The organism is Alishewanella aestuarii B11 (assembly GCF_000280055.1).
GTDB classification, from domain to species: Bacteria; Pseudomonadota; Gammaproteobacteria; order Enterobacterales; family Alteromonadaceae; genus Alishewanella; species Alishewanella aestuarii.
Genome location: NZ_ALAB01000033.1, coordinates 2,501 through 28,359, shown reverse-complemented (window position 1 = coordinate 28,359; position 25,859 = coordinate 2,501). Strand labels below are relative to the sequence as shown.

At 49.0% G+C, this 25,859-nt stretch carries 35 protein-coding genes (1 of these 35 cut by a window edge); all 35 read left to right on the top strand.

The genetic code is table 11. The features are described 5' to 3' along the window. Positions 1-21 precede the first annotated feature (21 nt). Complete coding sequence (gene rpoC / locus AEST_RS13030) at positions 22-4,197, top strand: DNA-directed RNA polymerase subunit beta' (RefSeq protein ID WP_008609605.1); 4,176 nt, start codon at positions 22-24, stop codon at positions 4,195-4,197. Positions 4,198-4,345: 148 nt separating this feature from the next. After that, positions 4,346-4,720, top strand: coding sequence for a 30S ribosomal protein S12 (rpsL, locus tag AEST_RS13025; RefSeq protein WP_008950791.1), 375 nt, complete (start codon positions 4,346-4,348; stop codon positions 4,718-4,720). Between the two features lie 90 nt (positions 4,721-4,810). After that, the gene (rpsG, locus tag AEST_RS13020) at positions 4,811-5,281 is read left to right on the top strand and encodes a 30S ribosomal protein S7 (protein ID WP_008950792.1); all 471 of its coding nucleotides are present in this window, start codon (positions 4,811-4,813) and stop codon (positions 5,279-5,281) included. A 27-nt stretch (positions 5,282-5,308) separates the two neighbouring features. Then, on the top strand, positions 5,309-7,414 hold the full coding sequence (gene fusA / locus AEST_RS13015) for an elongation factor G (protein WP_008609602.1): 2,106 nt from the start codon (positions 5,309-5,311) through the stop codon (positions 7,412-7,414). A gap of 56 nt (positions 7,415-7,470) precedes the next feature. Further along, the gene (gene tuf / locus AEST_RS13010) at positions 7,471-8,655 is read left to right on the top strand and encodes an elongation factor Tu (protein ID WP_008609601.1); all 1,185 of its coding nucleotides are present in this window, start codon (positions 7,471-7,473) and stop codon (positions 8,653-8,655) included. Positions 8,656-8,783: 128 nt separating this feature from the next. Beyond that, positions 8,784-10,523, top strand: coding sequence for an acyl-CoA dehydrogenase family protein (locus AEST_RS13005; protein WP_008609599.1), 1,740 nt, complete (start codon positions 8,784-8,786; stop codon positions 10,521-10,523). Between the two features lie 246 nt (positions 10,524-10,769). Then, the gene (gene rpsJ / locus AEST_RS13000; RefSeq protein ID WP_008899121.1) at positions 10,770-11,081 is read left to right on the top strand and encodes a 30S ribosomal protein S10; all 312 of its coding nucleotides are present in this window, start codon (positions 10,770-10,772) and stop codon (positions 11,079-11,081) included. Between the two features lie 29 nt (positions 11,082-11,110). Continuing rightward, the gene (gene rplC, locus AEST_RS12995) at positions 11,111-11,749 is read left to right on the top strand and encodes a 50S ribosomal protein L3 (RefSeq protein WP_008609595.1); all 639 of its coding nucleotides are present in this window, start codon (positions 11,111-11,113) and stop codon (positions 11,747-11,749) included. An 18-nt stretch (positions 11,750-11,767) separates the two neighbouring features. Beyond that, on the top strand, positions 11,768-12,373 hold the full coding sequence (gene rplD / locus AEST_RS12990) for a 50S ribosomal protein L4 (protein WP_008609594.1): 606 nt from the start codon (positions 11,768-11,770) through the stop codon (positions 12,371-12,373). Then, positions 12,370-12,672, top strand: coding sequence for a 50S ribosomal protein L23 (gene rplW / locus AEST_RS12985; RefSeq protein WP_008609593.1), 303 nt, complete (start codon positions 12,370-12,372; stop codon positions 12,670-12,672). Before rplD ends, rplW begins: the two co-directional genes overlap by 4 nt. 16 nt (positions 12,673-12,688) lie before the next feature. Continuing rightward, entirely contained in the window at positions 12,689-13,513 is an 825-nt protein-coding gene (gene rplB / locus AEST_RS12980) for a 50S ribosomal protein L2 (protein ID WP_008609592.1), read from the top strand. A gap of 16 nt (positions 13,514-13,529) precedes the next feature. Next, a complete protein-coding gene (gene rpsS, locus AEST_RS12975) occupies positions 13,530-13,808 on the top strand; it encodes a 30S ribosomal protein S19 (protein ID WP_008950795.1) in 279 nt (92 codons plus the stop codon). Positions 13,809-13,818: 10 nt separating this feature from the next. Next, a complete protein-coding gene (gene rplV, locus AEST_RS12970; RefSeq protein ID WP_008224490.1) occupies positions 13,819-14,151 on the top strand; it encodes a 50S ribosomal protein L22 in 333 nt (110 codons plus the stop codon). A gap of 9 nt (positions 14,152-14,160) precedes the next feature. Continuing rightward, positions 14,161-14,874, top strand: a complete 714-nt coding sequence (rpsC, locus tag AEST_RS12965; protein ID WP_008609590.1) for a 30S ribosomal protein S3 — start codon at positions 14,161-14,163, stop codon at positions 14,872-14,874. 12 nt (positions 14,875-14,886) lie between these two features. Then, on the top strand, positions 14,887-15,300 hold the full coding sequence (gene rplP / locus AEST_RS12960) for a 50S ribosomal protein L16 (protein ID WP_008609589.1): 414 nt from the start codon (positions 14,887-14,889) through the stop codon (positions 15,298-15,300). Next, positions 15,300-15,491 carry a 50S ribosomal protein L29 gene (gene rpmC, locus AEST_RS12955; RefSeq protein WP_008609588.1) on the top strand — a complete coding sequence of 64 codons (192 nt, stop codon included), beginning with the start codon at positions 15,300-15,302 and terminating at the stop codon, positions 15,489-15,491. The genes rplP and rpmC overlap by 1 nt, the downstream gene beginning before the upstream one ends. Next, positions 15,491-15,748 carry a 30S ribosomal protein S17 gene (rpsQ, locus tag AEST_RS12950; protein WP_008609587.1) on the top strand — a complete coding sequence of 86 codons (258 nt, stop codon included), beginning with the start codon at positions 15,491-15,493 and terminating at the stop codon, positions 15,746-15,748. Before rpmC ends, rpsQ begins: the two co-directional genes overlap by 1 nt. A gap of 225 nt (positions 15,749-15,973) precedes the next feature. Then, positions 15,974-16,342 carry a 50S ribosomal protein L14 gene (gene rplN, locus AEST_RS12945; protein WP_008224481.1) on the top strand — a complete coding sequence of 123 codons (369 nt, stop codon included), beginning with the start codon at positions 15,974-15,976 and terminating at the stop codon, positions 16,340-16,342. A 9-nt stretch (positions 16,343-16,351) separates the two neighbouring features. Continuing rightward, positions 16,352-16,666 carry a 50S ribosomal protein L24 gene (gene rplX / locus AEST_RS12940; RefSeq protein ID WP_008609586.1) on the top strand — a complete coding sequence of 105 codons (315 nt, stop codon included), beginning with the start codon at positions 16,352-16,354 and terminating at the stop codon, positions 16,664-16,666. 19 nt (positions 16,667-16,685) lie between these two features. Next, positions 16,686-17,225, top strand: a complete 540-nt coding sequence (gene rplE, locus AEST_RS12935; RefSeq protein WP_008609585.1) for a 50S ribosomal protein L5 — start codon at positions 16,686-16,688, stop codon at positions 17,223-17,225. 11 nt (positions 17,226-17,236) lie between these two features. Then, entirely contained in the window at positions 17,237-17,542 is a 306-nt protein-coding gene (gene rpsN, locus AEST_RS12930; RefSeq protein ID WP_008609583.1) for a 30S ribosomal protein S14, read from the top strand. 21 nt (positions 17,543-17,563) lie between these two features. Continuing rightward, positions 17,564-17,956, top strand: coding sequence for a 30S ribosomal protein S8 (gene rpsH, locus AEST_RS12925; protein WP_008609582.1), 393 nt, complete (start codon positions 17,564-17,566; stop codon positions 17,954-17,956). Positions 17,957-17,971: 15 nt separating this feature from the next. Further along, positions 17,972-18,505, top strand: coding sequence for a 50S ribosomal protein L6 (gene rplF / locus AEST_RS12920; protein WP_008609580.1), 534 nt, complete (start codon positions 17,972-17,974; stop codon positions 18,503-18,505). A 9-nt stretch (positions 18,506-18,514) separates the two neighbouring features. Further along, complete coding sequence (gene rplR / locus AEST_RS12915) at positions 18,515-18,865, top strand: 50S ribosomal protein L18 (protein ID WP_008609579.1); 351 nt, start codon at positions 18,515-18,517, stop codon at positions 18,863-18,865. Between the two features lie 9 nt (positions 18,866-18,874). Then, on the top strand, positions 18,875-19,378 hold the full coding sequence (gene rpsE / locus AEST_RS12910; protein WP_008609578.1) for a 30S ribosomal protein S5: 504 nt from the start codon (positions 18,875-18,877) through the stop codon (positions 19,376-19,378). A gap of 6 nt (positions 19,379-19,384) precedes the next feature. Further along, on the top strand, positions 19,385-19,567 hold the full coding sequence (gene rpmD / locus AEST_RS12905) for a 50S ribosomal protein L30 (RefSeq protein ID WP_008609577.1): 183 nt from the start codon (positions 19,385-19,387) through the stop codon (positions 19,565-19,567). A 3-nt stretch (positions 19,568-19,570) separates the two neighbouring features. Further along, positions 19,571-20,005 carry a 50S ribosomal protein L15 gene (gene rplO, locus AEST_RS12900; RefSeq protein ID WP_008609576.1) on the top strand — a complete coding sequence of 145 codons (435 nt, stop codon included), beginning with the start codon at positions 19,571-19,573 and terminating at the stop codon, positions 20,003-20,005. Between the two features lie 15 nt (positions 20,006-20,020). Next, complete coding sequence (gene secY, locus AEST_RS12895) at positions 20,021-21,349, top strand: preprotein translocase subunit SecY (protein ID WP_008609575.1); 1,329 nt, start codon at positions 20,021-20,023, stop codon at positions 21,347-21,349. A 21-nt stretch (positions 21,350-21,370) separates the two neighbouring features. Next, positions 21,371-21,484, top strand: a complete 114-nt coding sequence (gene rpmJ, locus AEST_RS17085) for a 50S ribosomal protein L36 (RefSeq protein ID WP_008950799.1) — start codon at positions 21,371-21,373, stop codon at positions 21,482-21,484. A gap of 131 nt (positions 21,485-21,615) precedes the next feature. Next, positions 21,616-21,972, top strand: coding sequence for a 30S ribosomal protein S13 (gene rpsM, locus AEST_RS12890; protein WP_008609574.1), 357 nt, complete (start codon positions 21,616-21,618; stop codon positions 21,970-21,972). An 11-nt stretch (positions 21,973-21,983) separates the two neighbouring features. After that, positions 21,984-22,373 (top strand): 30S ribosomal protein S11, encoded by a 390-nt coding sequence (rpsK, locus tag AEST_RS12885; RefSeq protein WP_008609573.1) that lies wholly within the window; start codon positions 21,984-21,986, stop codon positions 22,371-22,373. A gap of 33 nt (positions 22,374-22,406) precedes the next feature. Further along, a complete protein-coding gene (gene rpsD / locus AEST_RS12880) occupies positions 22,407-23,027 on the top strand; it encodes a 30S ribosomal protein S4 (RefSeq protein WP_039925519.1) in 621 nt (206 codons plus the stop codon). A gap of 23 nt (positions 23,028-23,050) precedes the next feature. Continuing rightward, a complete protein-coding gene (locus AEST_RS12875; RefSeq protein WP_008985235.1) occupies positions 23,051-24,040 on the top strand; it encodes a DNA-directed RNA polymerase subunit alpha in 990 nt (329 codons plus the stop codon). Positions 24,041-24,079: 39 nt separating this feature from the next. Then, positions 24,080-24,475: a 50S ribosomal protein L17 gene (gene rplQ / locus AEST_RS12870; RefSeq protein WP_008609570.1), complete on the top strand. Its 396-nt coding sequence runs from the start codon at positions 24,080-24,082 to the stop codon at positions 24,473-24,475. A 138-nt stretch (positions 24,476-24,613) separates the two neighbouring features. Further along, positions 24,614-25,859: the 5' portion of a serine hydrolase gene (locus AEST_RS12865; protein ID WP_008609569.1), read on the top strand. Its footprint extends 14 nt past the window's final position; the window shows 1,246 of its 1,260 coding nt (coding positions 1-1,246); the start codon lies at positions 24,614-24,616; its stop codon lies beyond the right edge, outside the window.

Genomic DNA, 25,859 nt, shown 5'->3' with positions numbered 1-25,859 from the left:
ACCTCTTACAGGAGAGCAAAGGTGAAAGACTTATTAAAGTTTCTGAAACAGCAAACTAAAACTGACGAGTTTGATGTTATCCGTATCGGTTTATCCTCGCCGGACATGATTCGTTCATGGTCATTCGGCGAAGTGAAAAAGCCAGAGACGATCAACTACCGTACCTTTAAACCCGAGCGTGACGGTTTATTCTGTGCCCGGATCTTCGGGCCGGTAAAAGACTATGAGTGTCTGTGTGGTAAGTACAAGCGCTTAAAGCACCGCGGTGTAATTTGTGAAAAGTGTGGCGTTGAAGTCACCCTGACCAAAGTCCGTCGTGAGCGCATGGGTCATATCGAGCTGGCCAGCCCGACCGCCCATATCTGGTTCCTGAAGTCACTGCCAAGCCGTATCGGTTTATTACTGGATATGACGCTGCGTGATATCGAGCGCGTACTGTACTTCGAAAGCTACGTGGTTACCGAGCCAGGTATGACGTCGCTGGAGCGTCGTCAGATGCTGACCGAAGAAGAATATCTGGACGTGCTGGAAGAGCATGGCGATGAGTTCGAAGCCAAGATGGGTGCAGAAGCGATTCTGGACTTATTAAAAGGCATTGATCTGGCGACTGAAATCAAGCAAATGCGCGAAGAGTTGCCAACCATTAACTCAGAAACCAAGCGGAAGAAAATCAGCAAGCGTCTGAAACTGATGGAGGCCTTCCATACCTCTGGTAACAAGCCAGAGTGGATGATTATGACTGTCCTGCCAGTGTTACCGCCGGATTTGCGTCCGTTAGTACCGTTGGACGGTGGTCGTTTCGCGACCTCAGATCTGAACGATTTATACCGCCGCGTCATTAACCGTAACAACCGTTTGAAGCGTCTGTTAGATCTGTCTGCGCCGGACATTATCGTACGTAACGAAAAGCGGATGTTACAGGAAGCTGTTGATGCGCTGTTAGATAACGGTCGTCGCGGCCGAGCGATCACCGGTAGCAACAAGCGTCCACTGAAGTCACTGGCGGACATGATCAAAGGTAAACAGGGTCGTTTCCGTCAGAACCTGTTGGGTAAGCGTGTAGACTACTCAGGCCGTTCGGTAATTACCGTAGGTCCTACGCTGCGTTTACACCAGTGTGGTCTGCCGAAGAAAATGGCACTGGAACTGTTCAAGCCGTTTATCTATGGCAAGCTGGAAGCCCGTGGTTTAGCGACGACGATCAAAGCCGCCAAGAAAATGGTAGAGCGCGAAGAAGGCGCAGTATGGGACGTACTGGACGAAGTCATCCGTGAACATCCGGTACTGCTGAACCGGGCACCAACACTGCACCGTCTGGGTATTCAGGCATTTGAGCCGGTACTGATCGAAGGTAAAGCGATTCAGCTGCACCCTCTGGTGTGTGCGGCCTATAACGCTGACTTCGACGGTGACCAGATGGCGGTACACGTACCGTTAACGCTGGAAGCACAGTTAGAAGCCCGTGCGTTAATGATGTCGACCAACAACGTACTGTCGCCAGCAAACGGTGAGCCAATTATCGTACCATCGCAAGACGTTGTTCTGGGTCTGTACTATATGACCCGCGAAGCGATAAACGCGAAAGGCGAGGGCATGCTGTTCAAGAGCCCGAAAGAGGCCGAGAAAGCGTTCCGTGCCGGTGTTGCCAGCTTACACGCCAAAGTCAAAGTGCGGATGACCGAAGTGACCATCCATGAAGATGGCACTAAGACCTCTGAGACGGCAGTTAAAGACACCACTGTTGGCCGGGCCATTCTGTATTCGATCCTGCCGGAAGGTTTAAGCTTTGATGCGGTGAACCAGGCGATGGGTAAAAAGCAGATTTCCCGCCTGTTAAACGGTGCTTACCGCCGTATCGGTCTGAAACAAACCGTTATTTTGGCAGACCAGATTATGTATACCGGTTTCCACTACGCGATGTTATCGGGTGTGTCGGTTGGTATCGATGATATGGTGATCCCAGCGGCGAAGACTGAAATTATCGACGCAGCTGAGAAAGAAGTAGAAGAGATCCAGGACCAGTTCCAACAGGGTCTGGTTACCGCTGGTGAAAAGTACAACAAAGTTATCGATATCTGGTCAACAGCCAACGAAGCCTTGTCTAAGGCGATGATGGATAACCTGTCGAAAGAGAACGTGGTTGATCGGGACGGTAATACTGTACAGCAGCAGTCGTTTAACTCGGTGTATATGATGGCCGACTCTGGCGCCCGGGGTTCACCGGCGCAGATCCGTCAGCTGGCAGCGATGCGGGGCCTGATGGCTAAGCCGGATGGTTCGATCATCGAAACGCCGATTACGGCGAACTTCCGCGAAGGTCTGAACGTATTACAGTACTTTATTTCTACGCACGGTGCCCGTAAGGGTCTGGCTGATACCGCACTGAAAACAGCGAACTCAGGTTATCTGACGCGTCGTCTGGTCGATGTGGCACAAGACTTAGTCGTAACAGAGCACGACTGTGGTTCTGAGCAGGGCATTATCATGAAGCCGCTGATTGAAGGTGGTGACGTGGTAGAAGGTCTGCGTGAGCGGGTACTGGGCCGGGTAGTGATTGGTGATATCATCGCGCCAACCACTGGCGAAGTGCTGGTGACAGATGGCACCATGCTTGATGAGCAGCTGTGTGATCTGATTGAGAAAAACTCAATCGACGAAGTGCACGTACGCTCTGTTATTACCTGTCAAACCGACTTTGGTGTTTGCGCCAAGTGTTACGGCCGGGATCTGGCGCGCGGTCACCTGATTAACCCAGGTGAGGCGGTAGGTGTTATCGCGGCGCAGTCAATCGGTGAACCTGGTACCCAGTTAACGATGCGGACTTTCCACATCGGTGGTGCGGCATCACGGGCATCAGCTGAAAACAGTGTCCAGGTGAAGAACGCCGGTACCCTGAAGCTCCACAACGCCAAGTTCGTCCGCAATGCCGATAACAAGATTGTTATCACTTCGCGTTCAGCTGAAGTCACCGTATTCGATGAATTAGGTCGTGAAAAAGAGCGCTATAAACTGCCGTACGGTTCGATCCTGACGACAGACGATAACGCTAAGATCACAGCAGGCCAGATCGTGGCGAACTGGGATCCGCACTCACACCCAATTATCGTTGAGCGCGGCGCTAAGGTCTCGTTCAGTGATGTTGACGATACCAACACTGAAGTACAAATGGATGAGCTGACCGGCTTAACCCGTACGGTAGTGAAAGACCTGGCCAAAGCGAACGCCAAAGAGCCGAAGCTGATTCTGGCAACCGACGATGGTGGCCTGCAGGAAATTCGTCTGCCAAGCTTCACCACTATTGAAGTGGCCGACGGCGATAACGTGGTTACCGGTACTGTACTGGCACGTATTCCTCAGGAAAGCTCGAAGACACGGGATATTACCGGTGGTCTGCCGCGCGTTGCGGACTTGTTCGAAGCGCGTAAGCCAAAAGATCCGGCCATTCTGGCTGAGATCTCAGGTGTTATCGGTTTTGGTAAAGAAACCAAAGGCAAACGCCGTCTGGTAATTACACCGGACCAGGGTGAAGCTCATGAAGAGATGATCCCGAAATGGCGTCAGGTCAATGTGTTCGAAGGTGAGCGCATTGAGAAAGGTGAAGTCCTGTCAGAAGGTCCGGAGTCAGCACATGACATCCTGCGTCTGCGTGGTATTCACCATGTTGCCAGCTACATTGTGAACGAAGTACAGGACGTTTACCGTCTGCAAGGTGTAAAGATCAACGATAAGCACATCGAGACCATTATCCGGCAGATGCTGCGTAAGTGTGTGATCACCCACCCTGGCGACAGTGAATTCCTGGAAGGCGAACAGGCTGAAGTGGCCCGCGTCAATATCGCGAACCGTGAACTGGAAGCCGCCGGCAAAATGCCTGCGCAGTACGAGCGTGTACTGTTAGGTATTACTAAGGCGTCACTGTCTACGGACTCCTTCATTTCTGCGGCTTCGTTCCAGGAGACTACCCGCGTTCTGACTGAAGCTGCTGTCGGCGGTAAGGTTGACGAACTGCGTGGTCTGAAAGAAAACGTTATTGTTGGTCGTCTGATCCCGGCCGGTACTGGTTTTGCTTATCACCAGAACCGTGCCCGTCAGCGTGCCGGCAACAATGATGTTGTTGAACCGGTAATGAGTGCAGAGTCGGCCGAACAGGCACTGACCGATGCACTGAATATGGATTTATCGGGCAACGACGAGTAAGCAAGGAACAACACCTGCCGGCATTAAAATGCCGGCAGTGTGCTTTGTAACTTGACAGGTCAAAGCTTGACCATTAGAATTCCGCGGCCTCATTCTCGGGGGCGGAATTTTTCACGTTTATTGGGTATATATTAACCAGGAGTATTTAATGGCAACAATCAACCAGCTAGTGCGTAAGCCGCGCAGCCAGAAGGTAGCCAAGAGCACCGTTCCGGCGCTTGAAGCTTGCCCGCAGAAGCGTGGTGTTTGTACCCGTGTATACACCACTACACCTAAGAAGCCAAACTCAGCATTACGTAAAGTATGCCGTGTTCGTTTAACCAACGGATTCGAAGTAACTTCTTACATCGGTGGTGAAGGCCACAACCTGCAGGAACACAGCGTAGTGCTGATCCGCGGTGGCCGGGTAAAAGACCTTCCGGGTGTGCGTTACCACACCGTACGTGGCACGTTAGACTGTGCAGGCGTAAAAGATCGTAAACAAGGCCGTTCTAAGTACGGCGCCAAGCGGCCTAAGAAGTAACGGTACTCCGTTAGTAAGGCCAAACTAAACAACTTTTTTTCATTACTGTATTAAAAGTTTTGGAATCACCTGAAGCAATCGGAGTTTCGAATGCCTAGAAGACGCGTCATCGGTCAACGTAAAATCCTTCCAGATCCTAAGTTCGGAAGTGAGTTACTTGCCAAATTTGTTAACGTCGTAATGGTCGACGGTAAAAAGTCCATCGCCGAATCAATTGTATACGGCGCTTTAGAAATTGCAGCTACGAAATCTAAGAAAGAGCACATCGACCTGTTCGAAGTGGCTCTGGATAACATTCGTCCGTCTGTTGAAGTTAAATCACGTCGCGTGGGTGGTTCTACCTACCAGGTACCGTGTGAAGTTCGTCAGGTGCGTCGTAATGCTTTAGCCATGCGCTGGTTAGTAGAAGCTGCCCGTAAACGTGGTGAAAAATCTATGGCTCAGCGTCTTGCAGGCGAGATGCTGGATGCAATCGAGAACAAAGGTTCAGCGGTGAAGAAGCGTGAAGACGTGCACCGTATGGCCGAAGCGAACAAAGCGTTCGCACACTTCCGCTGGTAAGAATTTCTTAACTGAGGGGAAATTATTGTGGCACGTACAACTCCAATCGAACGTTACCGTAACATTGGTATCTGTGCTCACGTTGATGCCGGCAAAACCACGACATCCGAGCGGGTCCTGTTTTACACAGGCCGCTCGCATAAGATTGGTGAGGTGCATGACGGCGCTGCAACTATGGACTGGATGGAACAGGAGCAGGAGCGGGGTATTACTATTACCTCGGCTGCGACGACAACTTTCTGGTCTGGTATGCAGCAGCAGTTTGAACAGCACCGCATCAATCTGATCGATACCCCGGGCCACGTTGACTTCACTATTGAAGTTGAGCGTTCACTGCGGGTGTTAGATGGTGCTGTGGTAGTACTTTGCGGTTCATCCGGCGTCCAGCCACAAACCGAAACGGTTTGGCGGCAGGCGAATAAATACGAAGTTCCTCGCATGATCTTCGTAAATAAGATGGACCGTACAGGTGCTAACTTCCTGCGCGTAGTTAAGCAGGCTAATGACCGCCTGAACTCGCGTTGCGTGCCTATTCAGCTGCCTATTGGTGCTGAAGACCAGTTCAAAGGTGTGATTGACCTGATTAAAATGAAGGCAATCAACTGGAACGAAGACGATCAGGGTATGACCTTCACTTATGAAGACATTCCAGCCGATATGGTTGCAGAGTGTAACGAGTGGCGGCAGAACATGATCGAAGCGGCCGCAGACGCCAGTGAAGAACTGATGGATCGTTATCTGGAAGGTGAGGAATTCACTGAACAGGAAATCCGTCAGGCATTGCGTGACCTGACCTTACGCAACGAGATTGTGCTGGTTATGTGTGGTTCAGCCTTTAAGAATAAAGGCGTGCAGGCCATGCTGGATAACGTAGTCTACTTCCTGCCTTCACCGATTGAAGTTAAAGCCATCCGCGGTATTTTGCCGGATGAATCAGAAGGTGTGCGGATTTCAGGCGACGACCAGCCCTTTGCGGCCCTGGCATTTAAAATCGCCACTGACCCCTTCGTTGGTACCCTGACTTTCTTCCGGGTTTACTCAGGTGTGGTTGAGTCTGGCTCAGCCGTATACAACTCAGTAAAAGACAAGAAAGAGCGGATTGGCCGTATCGTACAGATGCATGCTAATTCGCGTGAGGAAATCAAAGAAGTTCGGGCGGGTGATATTGCCGCGGCTATTGGTCTGAAAGACACCACCACAGGTGATACCCTATGCGATCAGGATAACCCGATTATTCTGGAGCGGATGGAGTTCCCTGAGCCGGTAATTTCTGTCGCAGTTGAACCGAAAACCAAAGCCGACCAGGAGAAAATGGGTGTAGCCCTGAGTAAACTGGCAGCGGAAGATCCGTCTTTCCGGGTGCATACCGATGAAGAGACCGGGCAAACCATTATCTCGGGAATGGGCGAACTACACCTCGATATTATCGTTGACCGCATGAAGCGCGAGTTCAAGGTAGAAGCGAACGTGGGTAAACCACAGGTTTCTTACCGCGAAACCCTGCGTGGTCAGACGGAAGTCGAAGGTAAGTTTGTTCGTCAATCTGGTGGTCGTGGGCAGTTTGGTCACTGTTGGTTACGCATTGAACCATTACCGGAAGGCGAAGGTTATAAGTTTGAAAATGCCGTGGTCGGTGGGGTAATTCCAAAAGAGTTTATTCCGGCAATCGACAAAGGTATTCAAGAGCAGATGAAAAACGGCGTATTAGCGGGTTATCCGGTAATCGACGTTAAAGTCACGGTGTTTGACGGCTCTTACCACGATGTTGACTCCAGTGAAATGGCTTTTAAAATCGCCGCTTCAATGGGCTTCAAAAAAGGTGCGTTGCAGGCCAAGCCTGTGCTACTGGAACCTATTATGAAGGTTGAAGTAGTGACACCAGAAGACTTTATGGGTGACATCGTTGGCGATTTGAACCGTCGGCGCGGTATTATCAATGGCATGGAAGACGCACCAGGTGGCATCAAAATTATTGCTGCTAATGTGCCTTTGTCGGAAATGTTTGGTTATGCCACTAACATGCGCTCACTGAGTCAGGGCCGTGCCTCCTATTCGATGGAGCCACTGAACTATCAGGAAACACCGAGTAACGTTACTGAAGCCATTATCGCTTCACGTAAAGCATACGATTAACGATTAACAGGCCCGGTTTTGGCCGGGTCTAATTTTTGACTAAGAAGGGTCTACACATGGCTAAGGCTAAATTTGAACGCGTAAAACCGCACGTAAACGTAGGTACAATCGGCCACGTTGACCACGGTAAAACTACACTGACAGCTGCTATCACTAACGTATTAGCTAAGCACTACGGCGGTCAGGCATTTGCTTTCGATCAAATCGACAAAGCACCGGAAGAAAAAGCCCGTGGTATCACGATCAATACTTCACACGTAGAATACGACACACCAACGCGTCACTATGCACACGTTGACTGTCCAGGTCACGCTGACTACGTTAAGAACATGATCACTGGTGCAGCCCAGATGGACGGCGCTATTCTGGTAGTAGCGGCGACAGACGGCCCAATGCCACAAACGCGTGAGCACATCCTGTTATCACGTCAGGTAGGCGTACCGTACATCATCGTGTTCATGAACAAGTGTGACATGGTAGATGACGAAGAGCTGTTAGAGCTGGTAGAGATGGAAGTGCGTGAGCTGCTGTCAGACTACGACTTCCCAGGTGATGACCTGCCAGTAATCCGCGGTTCAGCGTTAAAAGGTCTGGAAGGCGATGCCGAGTGGGAAAAGAAAATCCTGGAGCTGGGCGAAGCGCTGGATACTTATATCCCAGAGCCAGAGCGTGCAATCGATAAGCCGTTCATCATGCCAATCGAAGACGTATTCTCAATCGCGGGTCGTGGTACAGTAGTAACAGGCCGTGTAGAGCAAGGTATCATCAAAGTTGGTGAGACAGTAGAAATCGTCGGTATCAAAGATACGGTATCAACGACCTGTACTGGTGTAGAGATGTTCCGTAAGCTGCTGGACGAAGGTCGTGCAGGTGAGAACATTGGTGCACTGTTACGTGGTACCAAGCGTGAAGACGTAGAGCGTGGTCAGGTACTGGCGAAGCCAGGTTCAATCAAGCCACACACTAAGTTTGAAGGTGAAGTGTACGTACTGTCAAAAGAAGAAGGTGGTCGTCACACGCCATTCTTCAAAGGCTACCGTCCACAGTTCTACTTCCGTACCACTGACGTAACAGGTGCGGTAGAGCTGCCAGAAGGCGTAGAGATGGTAATGCCAGGTGACAACCTGAAGTTCACCGTAGAACTGATCTGCCCAATCGCGATGGACGAAGGTTTACGCTTCGCCATCCGTGAAGGTGGTCGTACAGTAGGTGCAGGCGTAGTATCTAAGATCATCGCCTAAGTCATACTGTTGTACCAAGAAGGCTCCGTAAGGGGCCTTTTTTATGCCTTTAAGCAAATTCAAACACTTGTTTGACTACCCTAGCTGTGCCATAGTTCTCACTCATCGGTCCAGTTTAGGAGTAGAGCATGAGTCTGTATCAGGCACCCCTCAATGATATCCAGTTTAACCTGTTTGACGTCTGGCAATTAGATCAGTATTGGCAACAGCAGCCGCAGCTGCAGGATTTGATTGAGGCAGATACTGCCAAAGCTATTCTTGAAGAGGCCGCTAAAATTTGTGAGCAGCAACTGGCGCCCTTTAGTCAGGCCGCTGACCAGCGTGGCGCTCAGCTAGCTGATGGTAAGGTTACACTACCGGAACATTATTACAGTGCCTATCAAAGCCTGAGTGAGGGTGGCTGGACCGGTTTAAGCGGTGATCCGGAATACGGCGGCATGGGGATGCCCAAGGCCTTGTCGATGATGGTCGACGAGATGCTCTGTAGTGCTGATATTGCCTTTTCACTGTATCCGGGACTGACTGCCGGAGCCTGTGTTGCCTTGCTGCAACACGCAGATGATGCAACCAAAGCGTTGTACCTGCCAAAACTCTACAGCGGGGAATGGTCGGGTACTATGTGTCTGACCGAAGCCCATGCCGGCTCAGATCTGGGTATTATGCGAACTACGGCCAAGCCGGCAGCGGATGGCAGCTATCAAATCAGCGGTAGCAAAATCTTTATTACCGCCGGTGAGCATGACCTTACCCGCAACATTATCCACCTGGTGCTGGCCAAATTGCCGGACGCTCCAGCAGGCAGCAAGGGTATCTCCCTATTTCTGGTGCCGAAGTTTTTACTTAACGCAAACGGAGAGCCGGCCGAGCGCAATAACGTCAGTGTTGGCTCTATCGAACACAAAATGGGTATTAATGGCTCGGCAACCTGTGTGCTGAATTTTGATGGTGCTACCGGTTATCTGATTGGTGAGCCACACCGCGGTTTGGCCTGTATGTTTACCATGATGAATTACGAGCGTTTGTCGATGGGTAGTCAGGGATTGGGCGCTGCAGAGCGCGCTTATCAAAATGCCTTGGCCTATGCCAAAGACCGTTTGCAGGGTAGAACCGTCGGGCGTGATCCGAACAAAGCCGACCCGATCCTTGGCCATCCTGATGTGCGGCGGATGCTGTTAAATATCAAAACCCTTAACGAAGCAGGCCGAACCTTTGCGACCTGGGTTGCCAGCTTACTTGATAAGGCAAAATATGATAATTGTAAGCTCTCGGCTGACCGTGCCAACCTACTGACGCCGATCACCAAAGCCTTTATGACGGATCGTGGTTTGGATGCCTGCGTTAACGCGCAGCAGGTATTCGGTGGTCATGGCTATATTAAAGAATGGGGTATGGAGCAGCTGGTGCGGGATGTACGAATTGCTCAGATCTATGAGGGGACAAATGGTATTCAGGCGCTGGACTTTGCCTTGCGCAAGGTGGCGGCCGATCAGGGCGGCGTGCTGCAGCAGCTATTGACAGAGATCCATACTGAGGTCAGTACAAAGCCCAATGCCGCTTCTGAACTACTGTTAACTGCGGCAGTTCAGCTACAAGATTGTGTTGCAGCTCAACTGGCAAAGGATACGACGCAACAGGCGCTGGATGCCTGTGACCTGCTGGATGCGGTAGGCTATGTGCTCTATGGCTATATGTGGTACAAGAATCTGGCAGCGCTTGATAGCGAAAAGCATAGCGCCGATGTTATTGCCGCTAAACAAGGTGCGGCACACTGGTATCTGCGTCGGGTTATGCCAAAGGCGCAGGCATTGTTTGCCCAGCTGGGCGCCGATGGCAGCGCCGCGCTGCAACTGACAGACGAACAATTCTAAAATGGGATTGGTATTACTGTTGATCGTTTTATAATCAATGCTTGCAATATCGGCTGGGGTGTATATAATACGCCGCCAGTCGATATGATTCTGGCTGGTACAAACACCGGTAAGTCCTGTTAGGCAGAGTGTTTGTTGATAAGCTCCCGATTGGGGAGCACTTGAAACTAGGTGCATAGGCAAAGCCAAAATGGCTGCTTGCTTATGTTTATTTTTGCTCTTTTTGCTCTTTGAGGCTTTGATACAATGAGTAATCAAAGGATACGCATCCGTCTGAAAGCGTTCGATCACCGCTTGATCGATCAGTCAACTATGGAAATCGTTGACACAGCTAAGCGTACTGGCGCCCAGGTTCGTGGTCCAATTCCACTGCCAACCCGTCAGGAACGTTTTACTGTTCTGATTTCTCCTCACGTCAATAAAGATGCGCGTGACCAGTACGAAATCCGTACTCACAAGCGTTTAATCGACATCGTTGAACCAACTGAAAAAACAGTTGATGCGCTGATGCGTTTAGATCTGCCAGCTGGCGTTGACGTTCAAATCAGCCTGGGCTAATCAGACAGGTTTTTAGAGAGGTTTAGGAAATGGCTATCGGTCTTATCGGTCGTAAAGTGGGTATGACTCGCGTCTTCACAGAAGATGGCGTTTCTATCCCAGTAACCGTAATCGAAGCAACACCAAACCGCGTTACTGCTGTTAAAACTGAAGAAGTTAACGGTTATAACGCGCTGCAAGTAACTACTGGTGCAGTTAAGGCAAGCCGCCTGAACAAGCCAGACGCAGGTTTCTTTGCAAAAGTCGGTGTAGAGGCGGGTCGTGGTCTGTGGGAATTCCGCCTGCAGGATAACGAAGGCGCTGACATCACTGTTGGTAGCGAGATTACTGTCGAAATTTTCGCAGAAACAAAGAAAGTAGATGTAGTAGGTACATCTAAGGGTAAGGGTTTTGCTGGTGCGATCAAGCGCTGGAACTTCCGTGCCCAGGATACGACTCACGGTAACTCTTTGTCACACCGTGCCCCTGGTTCAATTGGTCAAAACCAATCACCAGGTAAAGTATTCAAAGGTAAGAAAATGGCTGGTCACTTAGGTAACGAGCGCGTAACTGTGCAGTCGCTGGAAGTGGTTCGTGTTGATGCAGAGCGTAACCTGCTGTTAGTAAAAGGCGCAGTGCCTGGTGCTATCGGTGGTGACGTGATCGTTAAACCAGCTGTTAAAAGCTAACGTCTGAGGAGAGAAGTGATGGAATTAGCATTACGAGACGCTCAAGGCGTTCTTGAAGTTTCCGAAGCTACCTTTGGACGTGAGTTTAACGAAGCTCTGGTACACCAGGTAGTCGTTGCGTATGCAGCTGGCGCCCGTCAGGGTACCCGTGCTCAACTGACCCGTTCAGAAGTACGTGGTGGCGGCAAGAAGCCATGGCGTCAAAAAGGTACTGGCCGTGCCCGTGCCGGTACAATCCGCAGCCCAATTTGGCGTAGCGGTGGTGTGACTTTTGCTGCTAAGCCGCAAGATCACAGCCAGAAAGTTAACCGTAAAATGTATCGCGGTGCAATCAAGAGCATTCTGTCTGAATTAGTTCGTCAGGACCGCTTAATTGTTGTTGAGAACTTTGGCGTTGAAACACCAAAAACCAAAGACTTAACTGCAAAACTGAAAGCGATGGATTTAAAAGACGTTCTGATCGTTACTAACGAAGTTGACGAGAATCTGTTCCTGTCTGCCCGTAACCTGTACAAGGTTGACGTGCGTGACGTACACGGTATCGATCCGGTCAGCTTAATCGCATTCGACAAAGTGTTAATGACTGCTGCTGCAGTTAAACAACTTGAGGAGCTGTTAGCATGATCCGCGAAGAACGTTTACTGAAAGTGATTCTGGCTCCGCACGTTTCTGAAAAGAGCACTAACGCGGCAGAAAAACACAACACTATCGTTTTCAAAGTAGCTACTACCTCTACCAAAGCTGACATTAAAGCTGCCGTAGAAAAACTGTTTGAAACAGAAGTAGTAGGTGTTCGTACTGTTAACGTTAAGGGTAAGACCAAGCGCACTGGTATGCGCATGGGCAAGCGTAGCGACTGGAAAAAGGCCTACGTCACTCTTAAAGAAGGCAGCGAAATCGATTTTGTTGGCGGCGCTGAGTAAGAAGAGGAGTTAGGAAATGGCACTTGTTAAGTGTAAACCTACGTCACCAGGTCGTCGCCACGTATTAAAAGTGGTTAACCCTGACCTGTACAAAGGCAAGCCTTATGCACCTTTGTTAGAGAAGAACGTTAAGACTGGTGGTCGTAACAACAACGGTCGTATCACTACCCGTCATATCGGTGGTGGTCATAAACAGCATTACCGCGTTGTTGACTTCAAACGCACTAAAGACGGTATTCCGGCTAAAGTAGAGCGTTTAGAGTACGATCCAAACCGTACCGCTAACATTGCATTAGTACTGTATGCAGACGGTGAGCGTCGTTACATCCTGGCACCGAAAGGTCTGAAAGCCGGTGATGCGGTGGTTTCTGGTGTTGATGCACCAATCAAACCAGCCAATACCTTACCACTGCGGAATATCCCGGTAGGTCAGGTAGTACATAACATCGAAATGAAACCAGGTAAAGGCGGTCAGCTGGCTCGTTCAGCAGGCGCTTTCGCTCAGATCCTGGCCCGTGACGGTGAGTATGTAACTCTGCGTCTGCGTAGCGGCGAAGTACGTAAAGTATTAGCTGACTGCCGTGCAACCATCGGTGAAATCGGTAATGCCGAACACATGTTACGTCAGTACGGTAAAGCGGGCGCAATGCGCTGGCGCGGTATCCGTCCAACGGTACGTGGTGTGGTAATGAACCCGGTAGATCACCCGCACGGTGGTGGTGAAGGTAAAACTTCAGGTGGTCGTCACCCAGTTACACCTTGGGGCGTACCAACTAAAGGTTACAAGACTCGTTCAAACAAGCGTACTGATAAACTGATCGTACGTCGTCGTGATAAATAATTTGTGAGGAATTGCCATGCCACGTTCTCTCAAGAAAGGTCCATTTATCGACCTTCACTTGCTGAAGAAGGTAGAGAAAGCGTTGGAAAGCGGTGACAAGAAGCCTATTAAGACTTGGAGCCGTCGTTCAATGATCATACCTGATATGATCGGTTTGACCATCGCTGTCCATAATGGTCGTCAACATGTACCTGTGTTCGTCTCAGAAGAGATGATCGGTCACAAGTTAGGTGAATTTGCACCTACTCGTACCTATCGTGGTCATGCCGCCGACAAAAAGGCCAAGAAGCGTTAAGGGGTAAATAATGCAAGCATTAGCGAAACACAAATTTGCCCGTTCTTCTGCACAAAAAACTCGTCTGGTTGCTGACCAGGTGCGTGGTTTGCCAGTAGATAAGGCGCTGAACGTACTGACTTACAGCCCGAAGAAAGCTGCTGAGTTAGTTAAAAAGGTTCTTTTATCAGCCATTGCCAACGCTGAGCACAATGAAGGCGCGGATATCGACACGCTGAAAGTTAAGACCATCTTCGTTGATGAAGGTCCGTCTATGAAGCGTATCAAGCCACGTGCTAAAGGTCGTGCTGATCGTATCGTCAAGCGTACCAGCCACATTACTGTGGTTGTAGCTGATAACTAGGAGTGAGAAATGGGACAGAAAGTACATCCTAATGGTATTCGCCTAGGTATCACTAAGCCATGGAGCTCAACCTGGTTCGCGAATACAAAAGACTTCCCGGATTTCCTGAACGGTGACTATAAAGTTCGTCAGTACCTGACTAAAGAACTGAAAGCAGCCTCAGTAAGCCGGATCGATATCGAACGTCCTGCGAAAAGCATCCGTGTGACTATTCACACTGCTCGCCCAGGCGTGATCATCGGTAAAAAAGGTGAAGACGTTGAGAAGATCCGTAAGCAAGTAGCCGCTATCGCTGGCGTACCTGCTCAGATCAATATCTCTGAGATCCGTAAGCCAGAGCTGGACGCGAAATTAGTTGCCGATTCAATAAGCAGCCAGTTAGAGCGTCGCGTAATGTTCCGTCGTGCGATGAAGCGCGCGGTACAAAACGCTATGCGGATTGGTGCTAAAGGTATCAAGGTTCAAGTAAGTGGCCGTTTAGGCGGTGCTGAAATTGCCCGTGATGAATGGTACCGCGAAGGTCGTGTGCCACTGCACACCCTGCGTGCCGACATCGATTACAATACCTCAGAAGCACTGACTACTTACGGTATCATTGGTGTGAAAGTGTGGATTTTCAAAGGTGAGATCTTAGGTGGTCTGCCTCTGCAAAATAACGCCAACAACGCCAACAATAACAACCAGCCTAAAGCGCCGAAAAAACCGGCTCGTAAGGCTAAGTAGGGGTATTGAGCGATGTTGCAACCAAAACGTACAAAATTCCGGAAAGTGCACAAAGGCCGTAACCGCGGTTTATCACTGGTAGGTGATAAAGTTAGCTTCGGTACTTTCGCACTGAAATCTGTAGAGCGTGGTCAACTGACTTCACGTCAAATTGAATCTGCACGTCGTGCTATGACGCGGGCTGTTAAGCGTGTTGGTAAGATCTGGATCCGTGTGTTCCCGGACAAACCAATTACTGCTAAGCCGCTTGAAGTACGTATGGGTAGTGGTAAAGGTTCTGTTGAGTACTGGGTATGCCAGATTAAACCTGGCAAAGTACTGTACGAAATGGACGGTGTGTCTGAAGAGTTAGCGCGCCACGCGTTCTCACTGGCTGCTGCTAAGCTGCCATTTAAGACAACCTTTGTAACGCGGACGGTAATGTGATGAAAGCCAGCGAATTGAAAACCAAAAGTGTTGAAGAGTTAAACACTGAATTATTAGGTCTGTTACGTGAGCAGTTCAACCTGCGCATGCAAGCAGCTACTGGTCAGTTAGCTCAGACTCACTTATTGAAGCAGGTGCGTCGTGATATCGCGCGCGTTAAGACCATCTTAACCGAGAAGGCAGGTGCGTAATGACCGAAACTAATATCCGTACACTGCAAGGTAAAGTGATCAGCAACAAGATGGATAAATCTATCACTGTTGCGATCGAGCGTCAGGTGAAACACCCAATTTATGGTAAGTTCATCAAGCGCACCACCAAGCTGCACGTACATGACGAAAACAATCAGTGTAAAGAAGGCGACGTAGTCACTATTCGTGAGTGCCGTCCACTTTCTAAGACTAAGTCTTGGACTCTGGTTGCTGTAGTTGAAACAGCTGCTGAGTAAATCTCAGTAAACTGGAAACGGCTCCCTTGGGAGCCGTTTTTGTTTTTACAGACAGTGATTTTGAAGTGGCGGTACAGCATTGACCAAGCCGAATTGTTTTTATTTTAAACTACCACTTTTCAATAACTGCTGTTATAATCACGCGCCCTTCCTTTAGGGAGGGTTTTTATTATCGTAAGCAGCGTAATCCGAGAGGGTTACATAGTAGAGTAGCGGAGCACTAAGATGATCCAGATGCAATCTATGCTGGAAGTCGCAGACAACAGCGGCGCGCGCAGCGTAATGTGTATTAAGGTCTTAGGTGGTTCGCATCGCCGTTATGCTGCAATTGGTGACGTCATCAAAGTTACTGTGAAAGAAGCAATTCCTCGCGGTAAAGTGAAAAAAGGTGATGTTCTGAATGCAGTGGTGGTGCGTACAGCTAAAGGCGTACGTCGTCAGGACGGGTCATTAATCCGTTTTGATCGTAATGCAGCAGTGTTGTTAAACAACAAGCTGGAACCGATCGGCACCCGTATTTTCGGGCCTGTTACACGTGAACTTCGTGGTGATAAATTCATGAAGATCGTGTCTCTGGCACCAGAAGTACTGTAAGGAGTCAGCATGGCTAGCAAAATCCGTCGTGATGACGAGGTAATTGTTCTTACTGGTAAGGACAAAGGTAAGCGCGGCAAAGTGACTAAAGTTTTAGTTTCTGAAAACCGTGTTTATGTTTCAGGCGTGAATCTGGTTAAAAAGCACCAGAAACCTGTTCCGGCTATTAACCAGCCAGGCGGTATCGTCGAGAAAGAAGCCTCAATTCATGTTTCAAACGTAGCGATTTTTAACCCTAAAACGGGTAAAGCTGATCGCGTAGGTTTCCGTTTTGAAGATGGCAAAAAAGTCCGTTTCTTCAAATCGAATAACGAAGTAATTTAATTGCTATTGGAGTAATACGATGGCGAAACTGCATGAGATTTACAAAGACACCGTAGTCCCAGAACTGATGAAACAGTTCGGCTACACCAGCGTCATGCAAGTCCCTCGGATTGAAAAAATCACACTCAACATGGGTGTGGGTGAGGCCGTAGCTGACAAAAAGATCCTTGAGAACGCGGTAGCTGATTTAACAGCTATCTCTGGCCAAAAGCCATTAGTGACCAAGGCTCGTAAGTCGGTAGCAAGCTTCAAAATCCGTCAAGGCTACCCTATTGGCGCAAAAGTGACCCTGCGCGGCGAGCGTATGTGGGATTTCTTAGAGCGTTTAGTCTCTATCGCTATCCCGCGTATCCGTGACTTCCGTGGCGTAAGCTCGAAGTCATTCGATGGCCGTGGTAACTACAGTATGGGCGTACGTGAGCAAATCATTTTCCCTGAAATCGATTACGATAAAGTAGATGCAGTACGTGGTTTAGATATCACTATTACTACTACTGCTCGTAGCGATGACGAGGGTCGTGCATTACTTGCCGCGTTCAACTTCCCGTTCAAGAAATAAGGTGTAGGGTCATGGCAAAACAATCAATGAAAGCACGTGAATTAAAGCGTGCACAACTGGTAGCCAAGTTCGCTGCTAAGCGTCATGAACTGAGAGATCTGATTGCTAATCCGGCCACTTCTGATGAAGACCGTTGGGCTGCAGTTCTTAAGTTACAGACGTTGCCGCGTGATTCAAGCCCATCACGTCAACGTAATCGTTGCCGTGTAACAGGTCGTCCACACGGTTATCTGCGCAAGTTCGGTATGAGCCGTATCAAGGTTCGTGAAGCTGCAATGCGCGGTGAAATTCCTGGCCTTCGTAAGGCTAGCTGGTAAGAATCACGGGAGTAACGAGCTATGAGTTTGCAAGATCCAGTAGCGGATATGTTTACTCGCATCCGTAACGGCCAAGCGGCTAACAAAGTTGCGGTTAAAATGCCTTCTTCAAAACTGAAGACGGCAATTGCGAAAGTATTAAAAGACGAAGGTTACATCGCCGATTTCGCGGTATCTGGTGACGTTAAGCCAGAGCTGGAAGTGACATTAAAGTACTTCCAGGGCAAATCTGTAATTGAAACTATCGATCGTGTTAGTCGTCCAGGCCTGCGAATCTATAAGAAGAGCGGCGAATTACCAAAAGTAATGGGCGGTTTAGGTGTGGCCATCGTGTCAACATCTAAAGGACTAATGACTGACCGTGCTGCGCGCAAGGTTGGTATCGGTGGCGAAATCATCGGCTACGTAGCGTAACGGAGGTAGTAATCTATGTCTCGTGTTGCTAAGGCCCCAGTCACTCTGCCAGCAGGCGTTTCTGTAACGCAAACTGGTCAGGTAGTGGCACTGAAGGGTAAAAACGGCGAGTTAACATTGAATGTTAACCCAGCGGTTGAGATCGTTGTTGATGGTAACGTACTGCGTACTGTACCACGCGAAGGTTTCGAAAACGCTAACGCACAAGCGGGCACAGCCCGTGCATTGCTGAACAGCATGGTTATCGGTGTAACTGACGGTTTCACCCAGAAACTGGAATTAGTCGGTGTTGGTTACCGTGCTAAAGCTGAAGGTAAGGTGTTAAACCTGAGCCTGGGCTTCTCGCATCCGGTAGCGTTTGAGGTACCAGCTGGTATCACTGTTGAAACACCAACTCAAACCGAAATTCTGGTTAAAGGTGCTGATAAGCAGTTAGTTGGTCAGGTATCTGCCAACATCCGGGCATACCGTAAACCAGAGCCTTATAAAGGCAAGGGTGTACGTTATGCGAATGAAAACGTGCGTCGTAAAGAAGCGAAGAAAAAGTAAGGTAGGACGATGGATAAGAAACTTGCTCGTCTGCGTCGTGCCAAACGCGTCCGCAGAAATATTATCGAACAAGGTGCGAATCGCCTGGTGGTACACCGTACCCCACGTCACATCTACGCTCAGCTTATCGCACCAAATGCTGAAGTGATTGCAGCTGCTTCTACTGTAGAAGCCTCTATTGCAGAGTCACTGAAGTACACTGGTAACGTAGAAGCGGCCAAGGCTGTAGGTAAAGCGATCGCCGAACGTGCAGTAGCCAAAGGCGTTACTGCTTGTGCTTTTGACCGTAGCGGTTTCCGCTACCATGGTCGCGTGCAGGCGTTAGCAGACGCAGCGCGTGAAGCCGGTCTTCAGTTCTAGGAGTAGCTCATGGCTAACGAAGAAGTTAAACAACAATCTGACTTACAAGAGAAGCTTGTTGCTGTTAACCGCGTGTCAAAAGTGGTAAAAGGTGGTCGTATTTTCAGCTTCACCGCTCTGACTGTGGTAGGCGATGGCAATGGCCGTGTTGGTTTCGGTTATGGTAAAGCGCGTGAAGTTCCAGCTGCTATTCAAAAGGCAATGGAAAAAGCCCGCCGCAACATGACTCAGGTTGAATTAAATGGTAACACACTGCACCACCCAACTAAGGGTGTGCACTCAGGTTCGAATGTTTATATGCAGCCAGCTGCAGAAGGTACAGGTCTGATCGCCGGTGGTGCTATGCGCGCCGTGCTGGAAGTTGCCGGTATCCAGAACATTCTGTCTAAGTGTTACGGTTCAACCAACCCAATTAACGTAGTTCGCGCTACTATCAACGCGCTGTCGGCTGTTAAGTCACCAGCACAGATAGCGGCAAAACGCGGTTTACGCGTTGACGATATTCTGGGGTAATTTGCCATGGCGAAGAAAACAATTAAAGTCACCCAAGTGAAGTCTAGCATCGGTCGTTTACCGAAGCACAAGGCTTCATTACTGGGTCTGGGTTTACGTCGTATCGGTCACACCGTTGAAGTTGAAGATACTCCTTCAGTTCGCGGTATGATCAACGCCGTATACTACATGGTTAAAGTGGAGGAGTAACAGATGTTATTAAATACTCTTGCTCCAGCACCAGGTGCCAAGAAAGAAAAGCGCCGTCTGGGCCGTGGTATCGGTTCTGGCTTAGGTAAAACCGGTGGCCGTGGTCACAAAGGTTTAAAATCACGCTCTGGCGGTAAAGTTCGCCCGGGTTTCGAAGGCGGTCAAATGCCTCTGAAACAGCGTTTACCTAAGTTCGGTTTCACTTCTCTGAAATCTCTGGTTTCTGCTGAAGTACGTTTACACGAAATCGCTGCAGTTAATGGTGACGTGGTAGATTTAGCCTCTTTAATGGAAGCTAATATCATTTCCCGCACTGTGAAGTTCGCTAAAGTTGTGCTGTCTGGTGAGATCACTCGTCCAGTAACCGTTAAAGGTTTAGGCGTAACGAAAGGCGCGCGTGCAGCTATCGAAGCCGCTGGCGGTAAAGTCGAAGAATAATAAGGATAGTACGCAATGGCTAAACCAGGTTCGGACTCAAGAGCAGCAAAAGGTGGATTCAGTGAGCTGAAATCTCGCCTGTTGTTTGTGCTTTTAGCCATAATCGTATTTCGATTAGGGTCCTTTGTGCCAATTCCTGGAATTGACGCCACCGTGCTAGCTCAGTTATTCGAGCAACAAAGAGGCACCATCGTTGAAATGTTTAACATGTTCAGCGGTGGTGCACTTGAGCGTGCTTCTGTGTTTGCGTTAGGTATTATGCCTTACATTTCAGCCTCAATCATTGTGCAGTTGTTGACGGTAATGCATCCGGCAATGGCTGAACTGAAGAAAGAGGGTGAAGCTGGCAAGCGCAAAATTAACCAGTACACACGCTACGGTACCTTAGCATTAGCGATCTTACAGTCTATTGGTATAGCTACTGGCTTGCCCAATATGATGCCAGGGTTAGTGATTAACCCAGGCTTTGCATTTTACTTTACCGCGGTAATCAGTTTGGTTACCGGTACCATGTTCTTGATGTGGTTAGGTGAGCAAATTACAGAGCGCGGCATTGGTAACGGTATTTCGCTGCTAATTTTCACCGGTATTGTTGCTGGCTTCCCGTCTGCCATTGGTCAGACGATTGAGCAGGCACGTCAGGGCGATTTGCACTTTTTACTGTTAGTAGCGATTGGCGTGATCGTCATTGCGATTACCTGGTTCGTAGTATTCTTTGAACGCGGCCAGCGTCGTATAGTGGTTAACTACGCAAAGCGTCAGCAAGGCCGTCAGGTATTTGCCGCGCAAAGCAGCCATTTACCGTTAAAGGTCAATATGGCCGGTGTTATTCCACCGATCTTTGCCTCTAGCATTATTCTGTTCCCTGGCACTATTGCCAGTTGGTTCGGTTCAGGTGAGGGTATGGTAGCCAACTTCTTACAGGAGTTAGCGCTAACATTATCTCCGGGACAACCGCTGTACATGATGTTATACTCTGCAGCGATTATTTTCTTCTGTTTCTTCTATACAGCGTTGGTGTTCAACCCGCGTGATACAGCTGACAACCTGAAGAAGTCCGGAGCCTTTATTCCTGGTATCCGTCCTGGTGAACAGACATCAAAATACATTGATAAAGTGATGACAAGGTTAACCCTTGCTGGTGCCCTGTACATTACCTTTATTTGTTTGGTTCCTGAGTTCATGATGGTAGCGTGGAACGTACAGTTCTACTTTGGCGGTACATCATTACTGATTATCGTTGTTGTTATCATGGATTTCATGGCACAGGTACAGACACATCTGATGTCGCATCAGTATGATTCTGTGCTGAAAAAGGCAAATCTTAAAGGCATAGGCCGTTAAGATATTTTGCGGAGTTAAGTTATGAAAGTACGAGCTTCCGTTAAGAAGATCTGCCGTAACTGCAAAGTGATCAAACGTAATAACGTCGTTCGCGTAATTTGCAGTGAGCCGAAGCACAAACAGCGCCAAGGCTAATAGCAGAAAATTACGATAAGGCGGGCTGAACTTTAGTTTAGCCCCTTTATTGTTTGCAATATGAGCGCCATTTGAGTATCCTTACGGGCTTTTCAAATTGGCACCTTTTAATTTCAGATAGGAGAACGTTAGTGGCCCGTATCGCTGGCATTAACATCCCCGATAATAAACATGCAGTGATTTCACTGACTTATGTTTATGGTATCGGTAAGACCCGTGCAAAGGCTATTTTAGCTGCAGTGGGCATCGAAGAGTCAACCAAGATTGCGACCTTAAGTGACGCACAGTTAGACTCTTTACGTGACGAAGTTGCAAAATACACCGTTGAAGGTGACTTGCGTCGTGAAATCACATTAAACATTAAGCGTTTAATGGACCTGGGTTGCTACCGTGGCTTGCGCCACCGTCGTAGTCTGCCGGTTCGTGGTCAGCGCACTAAGACTAATGCGCGTACCCGTAAGGGCCCACGTAAAGCGATTAAGAAATAAGGTGATTCAACATGGCTAAAGCACCAGTTCGTACTCGTAAACGGGTAAAAAAGCAAGTTTCAGATGGTATGGCTCATATCCATGCTTCTTTCAACAACACCATTGTGACGATCACTGATCGTCAGGGCAATGCACTGTGCTGGGCAACAGCTGGTGGTTCAGGTTTCCGTGGTTCACGTAAATCTACGCCATTCGCTGCTCAGGTAGCTGCAGAGCGTGCAGGTGCTGCTGCACAAGAATATGGTCTGAAAAACCTTGAAGTCTTTGTGAATGGCCCAGGCCCAGGTCGTGAATCAGCGATTCGCGCACTGAATGCCGCTGGTTACAAAATCACAAATATCACCGACGTGACGCCAATCCCGCATAACGGTTGCCGTCCACCTAAAAAACGTCGCGTGTAATCACAGCGCTTCACGGATTATTGGAGAAAGAAGATGGCAAGATATTTGGGTCCTAAGCTCAAACTAAGTCGTCGCGAAGGTACAGATCTGTTCCTGAAGAGCGGCGTGAGAGCAATCGATTCAAAGTGTAACTTAACTACAGCTCCTGGTCAGCATGGTGCCCGTCGTGGCCGTCTGTCAGACTATGGTTTACAGTTACGCGAGAAGCAAAAAGTACGTCGTATTTATGGCGTATTAGAAAAGCAGTTCCGTAATTACTACAAAGAAGCTGCGCGTTTGAAAGGTAATACCGGTGAAAACCTGTTAGCGTTGTTAGAGTCTCGCTTAGACAACGTGGTATACCGGATGGGTCTGGCCAGTACTCGTGCCGAAGCACGTCAGCTGGTAAGCCACAAAGCAATCATGTTAGATGGTCGCGTGGTGAATGTTCCATCACATACTGTATTACCTGAGCAAGTTGTTGCTGTGCGTGAAAAAGCGAAAAAGCAAGCCCGTATCGGTGCTGCATTAGAGCTGGCTGCGCAACGCGAAAAGCCAACTTGGATTGAAGTAGACACTACGAAGCTGGAAGGCGTGTTCAAGCGTCTGCCTGAGCGTTCAGATCTGTCTGCGGACATCAACGAACAGTTAATCGTCGAGCTTTACTCTAAGTAAAGCTAATTGTTAAGAGAGGATATATGCAGGGTTCTGTCACCGAATTCCTTAAGCCGAGATTAGTTGGTATCGAAAGGATCAACCCAACTCGTGCCAAAGTTACTTTGGAACCACTTGAGCGCGGTTTCGGGCATACCTTGGGCAACGCGTTACGTCGTATTCTGTTATCGTCTATGCCAGGTTGTGCAGTGACTGAAGTAGAGATCGACGGCGTGCTCCATGAGTACAGTGCCAAAGAAGGTGTACAGGAAGATATCATTGATATCCTTCTGAACCTGAAAGGCCTTGCCGTACGCCTGGAAGACAAAGATGAAGTCACCCTGACTTTAACGAAAAAAGGTGCCGGCCCTGTAATCGCTGGAGATATCCAGCGTGGCGACGGTGTGGTAATCGTTAATCCTGATCACGTTATCTGCAACCTGACTGGCGAAACTGAATTCAGTATGCGTCTGAAAGTTGAGCGTGGTCGCGGTTATGTGCCTGCATCAGCTCGTTTTTCCTCAGACGATGACGAACGTCCAATTGGGCGTCTGTTGCTGGATGCGTCTTTCAGCCCGGTAGAGCGTATTGCTTACACCGTTGAAGCCGCTCGGGTTGAACAGCGTACCGACCTGGACAAACTGATTATCGACATGGAAACCAACGGCACTGTTGAGCCAGAGGAAGCCATTCGTCGCGCAGCAACAATTCTGGCTGAACAGCTGGAGTTCTTTGTTGAGCTGCGTGATAAGAGTGAGCCAGAGAAACGTGAAGAGAAGCCGGAGTTTGATCCGATTCTGTTACGGCCGGTCGATGATTTAGAACTAACAGTTCGTTCTGCTAACTGCTTGAAGGCAGAGCAGATTCAGTACATCGGTGATCTGGTGCAACGTACCGAGGTTGAGTTGTTGAAAACACCTAACCTGGGTAAGAAGTCACTTACCGAAATCAAAGACGTGCTGGCATCACGCGGTTTATCTCTGGGCATGCGCCTGGAAAACTGGCCGCCAGCTAGTTTGGTAAATAAAGACTAACCAGATACCAGTTCCTGGTTTAGTGAGAAGGAATAGATCATGCGCCATCGCAAGAGTGGTCGTCAATTAAATCGGAACAGCAGCCACCGTACTGCAATGTTCCGCAACATGGCAAGCTCGTTGGTGAAGCACGAAATCATCAAAACGACTTTGCCAAAAGCTAAAGAGTTACGTCGTGTGATCGAGCCATTGATCACTTTGGCTAAGAACGACAGCGTTGCAAACCGCCGTCTGGCTTTCGCCCGTACTCGTGATAAAGAAGTAGTAGGTTTACTGTTCAATGTTTTAGGCCCGCGTTACAACGCGCGTCCAGGTGGTTACACTCGTATTCTGAAGTGTGGCTTCCGTACTGGTGACAATGCACCTATGGCTTACATCGAATTAGTTGATCGTCCGGAAACGGCACTGCCAGTTGAAGAAACTGCAGCTGAGTAATCACTGATTCTCGTAAAAACCGGGCTTATGCCCGGTTTTTTTATGCCCTTTTTTTGTCTGCTGCTTTGTGCGGGTGATATCGTTTCTTTATGCTGGTTTTATCGTTAAGATAAAATTTTACAGCTATCGGAAACCCGCATGAGAATCTTCGCCTGTTTATTACTTGTTCTAACACTCTATCCGCAAACGACGTTGGCGCAGCAGGACCCCTGTCAGCATTTAGCAGCGGTAAGCAGTTGCCAACCCTTGCTCCCTTTGCTTGAGCAAGGTCAACAGCAGTCTGCGTTATTAAAGCAGGTGCTGGCGGCAAGTGAGGCCTATCAGCTACAGATCCTTTATACCCGTATCGAATTGCCCACAACTGAAGGCCAGCTACCGAAACTCCATTATTACCATTACCGGGTGCAACCCGAGCATTACTTCTACCCGGCCAGTACAGTGAAGCTGCCGTTGGCAGCTCTGGCCTTACAGTGGCTGAATGAGCAGGCTGTACATGGCCTAACTCTGGACACGACCATGCTGACCGATAGTCAGCGTCCACCGCAAACTGCGGCACATAGTGATAGTAGTAGCGAAACCGGCTTACCCAGCGTTGGGCATTATATTAAGAAGATTTTACTGGTTAGCGATAATGACGGTAGTAACCGCTTATACGAATTAATGGGCCAGCAATATATTAACGAGCAGTTAAAAGCGAAAGGTCTGACTGCGACTATCATTAACCACCGCTTAAGTGTGCCCTTTAATGATGAAGATAACCGTTATTTTAATCCGATACGTTTTGTCGATGCCGCAGGTAAGACATTATTGGCATTGCCGGAGCGGCAGATCGCTAAGTCTTATACCAACCCGGATCAGCCTAAGCTTGGCAAAGCTTACTATCAGCGCGGTGAGCTGATCGCGCAGCCGATGGACTTTACCTATAAGAACCGGCAGTCGCTGATAGATTTTGATGGTGTAGTAAAACGTATCCTAATGCCGCAGCTGTTTCCGGTACAGCAGCGCTTTAATATCAGTGAATCACAACGGCAATTTCTACTGCGCTATATGCGGATGTTGCCCCGGCAAAGCCAGTATCCAGCCTACCCGGAATTAGAATATCCCGATACTTATGTAAAGTACTTTTTAAAAGGCGACGCGCAACAGCGCTTGCCTGAGTATATTCACTACCATAATAAAAACGGCCAGGCTTATGGTCATGTTATTGATGGCGCCTATATCGAAGATACTAAGCATGGGATCGCTTTCTTCCTGACTGCGATCCTCTACACCAATGCGAACCAGATCCTTAATGACGATACTTATGAAACTGACAGCATAGGTCAGCCGTTCCTGCGTGAACTGGGCTCCTTGCTATATCAGCAGGAGTTAGTGCGGCTACAGC

Excerpts from the sequence above, each read along its gene's own strand:
- rpsL (WP_008950791.1), top strand. The coding sequence starts at position 4,346 with ATGGCAACAATCAACCAGCTAGTGCGTAAGCCGCGCAGCCAGAAGGTA.
- rpsG (WP_008950792.1), top strand. The coding sequence starts at position 4,811 with ATGCCTAGAAGACGCGTCATCGGTCAACGTAAAATCCTTCCAGATCCT.
- tuf (WP_008609601.1), top strand. The coding sequence starts at position 7,471 with ATGGCTAAGGCTAAATTTGAACGCGTAAAACCGCACGTAAACGTAGGT.
- AEST_RS13005 (WP_008609599.1), top strand. The coding sequence starts at position 8,784 with ATGAGTCTGTATCAGGCACCCCTCAATGATATCCAGTTTAACCTGTTT.
- rpsJ (WP_008899121.1), top strand. The coding sequence starts at position 10,770 with ATGAGTAATCAAAGGATACGCATCCGTCTGAAAGCGTTCGATCACCGC.
- rplC (WP_008609595.1), top strand. The coding sequence starts at position 11,111 with ATGGCTATCGGTCTTATCGGTCGTAAAGTGGGTATGACTCGCGTCTTC.
- rplD (WP_008609594.1), top strand. The coding sequence starts at position 11,768 with ATGGAATTAGCATTACGAGACGCTCAAGGCGTTCTTGAAGTTTCCGAA.
- rplW (WP_008609593.1), top strand. The coding sequence starts at position 12,370 with ATGATCCGCGAAGAACGTTTACTGAAAGTGATTCTGGCTCCGCACGTT.
- rplB (WP_008609592.1), top strand. The coding sequence starts at position 12,689 with ATGGCACTTGTTAAGTGTAAACCTACGTCACCAGGTCGTCGCCACGTA.
- rpsS (WP_008950795.1), top strand. The coding sequence starts at position 13,530 with ATGCCACGTTCTCTCAAGAAAGGTCCATTTATCGACCTTCACTTGCTG.
- rplV (WP_008224490.1), top strand. The coding sequence starts at position 13,819 with ATGCAAGCATTAGCGAAACACAAATTTGCCCGTTCTTCTGCACAAAAA.
- rpsC (WP_008609590.1), top strand. The coding sequence starts at position 14,161 with ATGGGACAGAAAGTACATCCTAATGGTATTCGCCTAGGTATCACTAAG.
- rplP (WP_008609589.1), top strand. The coding sequence starts at position 14,887 with ATGTTGCAACCAAAACGTACAAAATTCCGGAAAGTGCACAAAGGCCGT.
- rpmC (WP_008609588.1), top strand. The coding sequence starts at position 15,300 with ATGAAAGCCAGCGAATTGAAAACCAAAAGTGTTGAAGAGTTAAACACT.
- rpsQ (WP_008609587.1), top strand. The coding sequence starts at position 15,491 with ATGACCGAAACTAATATCCGTACACTGCAAGGTAAAGTGATCAGCAAC.
- rplN (WP_008224481.1), top strand. The coding sequence starts at position 15,974 with ATGATCCAGATGCAATCTATGCTGGAAGTCGCAGACAACAGCGGCGCG.
- rplX (WP_008609586.1), top strand. The coding sequence starts at position 16,352 with ATGGCTAGCAAAATCCGTCGTGATGACGAGGTAATTGTTCTTACTGGT.
- rplE (WP_008609585.1), top strand. The coding sequence starts at position 16,686 with ATGGCGAAACTGCATGAGATTTACAAAGACACCGTAGTCCCAGAACTG.
- rpsN (WP_008609583.1), top strand. The coding sequence starts at position 17,237 with ATGGCAAAACAATCAATGAAAGCACGTGAATTAAAGCGTGCACAACTG.
- rpsH (WP_008609582.1), top strand. The coding sequence starts at position 17,564 with ATGAGTTTGCAAGATCCAGTAGCGGATATGTTTACTCGCATCCGTAAC.
- rplF (WP_008609580.1), top strand. The coding sequence starts at position 17,972 with ATGTCTCGTGTTGCTAAGGCCCCAGTCACTCTGCCAGCAGGCGTTTCT.
- rplR (WP_008609579.1), top strand. The coding sequence starts at position 18,515 with ATGGATAAGAAACTTGCTCGTCTGCGTCGTGCCAAACGCGTCCGCAGA.
- rpsE (WP_008609578.1), top strand. The coding sequence starts at position 18,875 with ATGGCTAACGAAGAAGTTAAACAACAATCTGACTTACAAGAGAAGCTT.
- rpmD (WP_008609577.1), top strand. The coding sequence starts at position 19,385 with ATGGCGAAGAAAACAATTAAAGTCACCCAAGTGAAGTCTAGCATCGGT.
- rplO (WP_008609576.1), top strand. The coding sequence starts at position 19,571 with ATGTTATTAAATACTCTTGCTCCAGCACCAGGTGCCAAGAAAGAAAAG.
- secY (WP_008609575.1), top strand. The coding sequence starts at position 20,021 with ATGGCTAAACCAGGTTCGGACTCAAGAGCAGCAAAAGGTGGATTCAGT.
- rpmJ (WP_008950799.1), top strand. The coding sequence starts at position 21,371 with ATGAAAGTACGAGCTTCCGTTAAGAAGATCTGCCGTAACTGCAAAGTG.
- rpsK (WP_008609573.1), top strand. The coding sequence starts at position 21,984 with ATGGCTAAAGCACCAGTTCGTACTCGTAAACGGGTAAAAAAGCAAGTT.
- rpsD (WP_039925519.1), top strand. The coding sequence starts at position 22,407 with ATGGCAAGATATTTGGGTCCTAAGCTCAAACTAAGTCGTCGCGAAGGT.
- AEST_RS12875 (WP_008985235.1), top strand. The coding sequence starts at position 23,051 with ATGCAGGGTTCTGTCACCGAATTCCTTAAGCCGAGATTAGTTGGTATC.
- rplQ (WP_008609570.1), top strand. The coding sequence starts at position 24,080 with ATGCGCCATCGCAAGAGTGGTCGTCAATTAAATCGGAACAGCAGCCAC.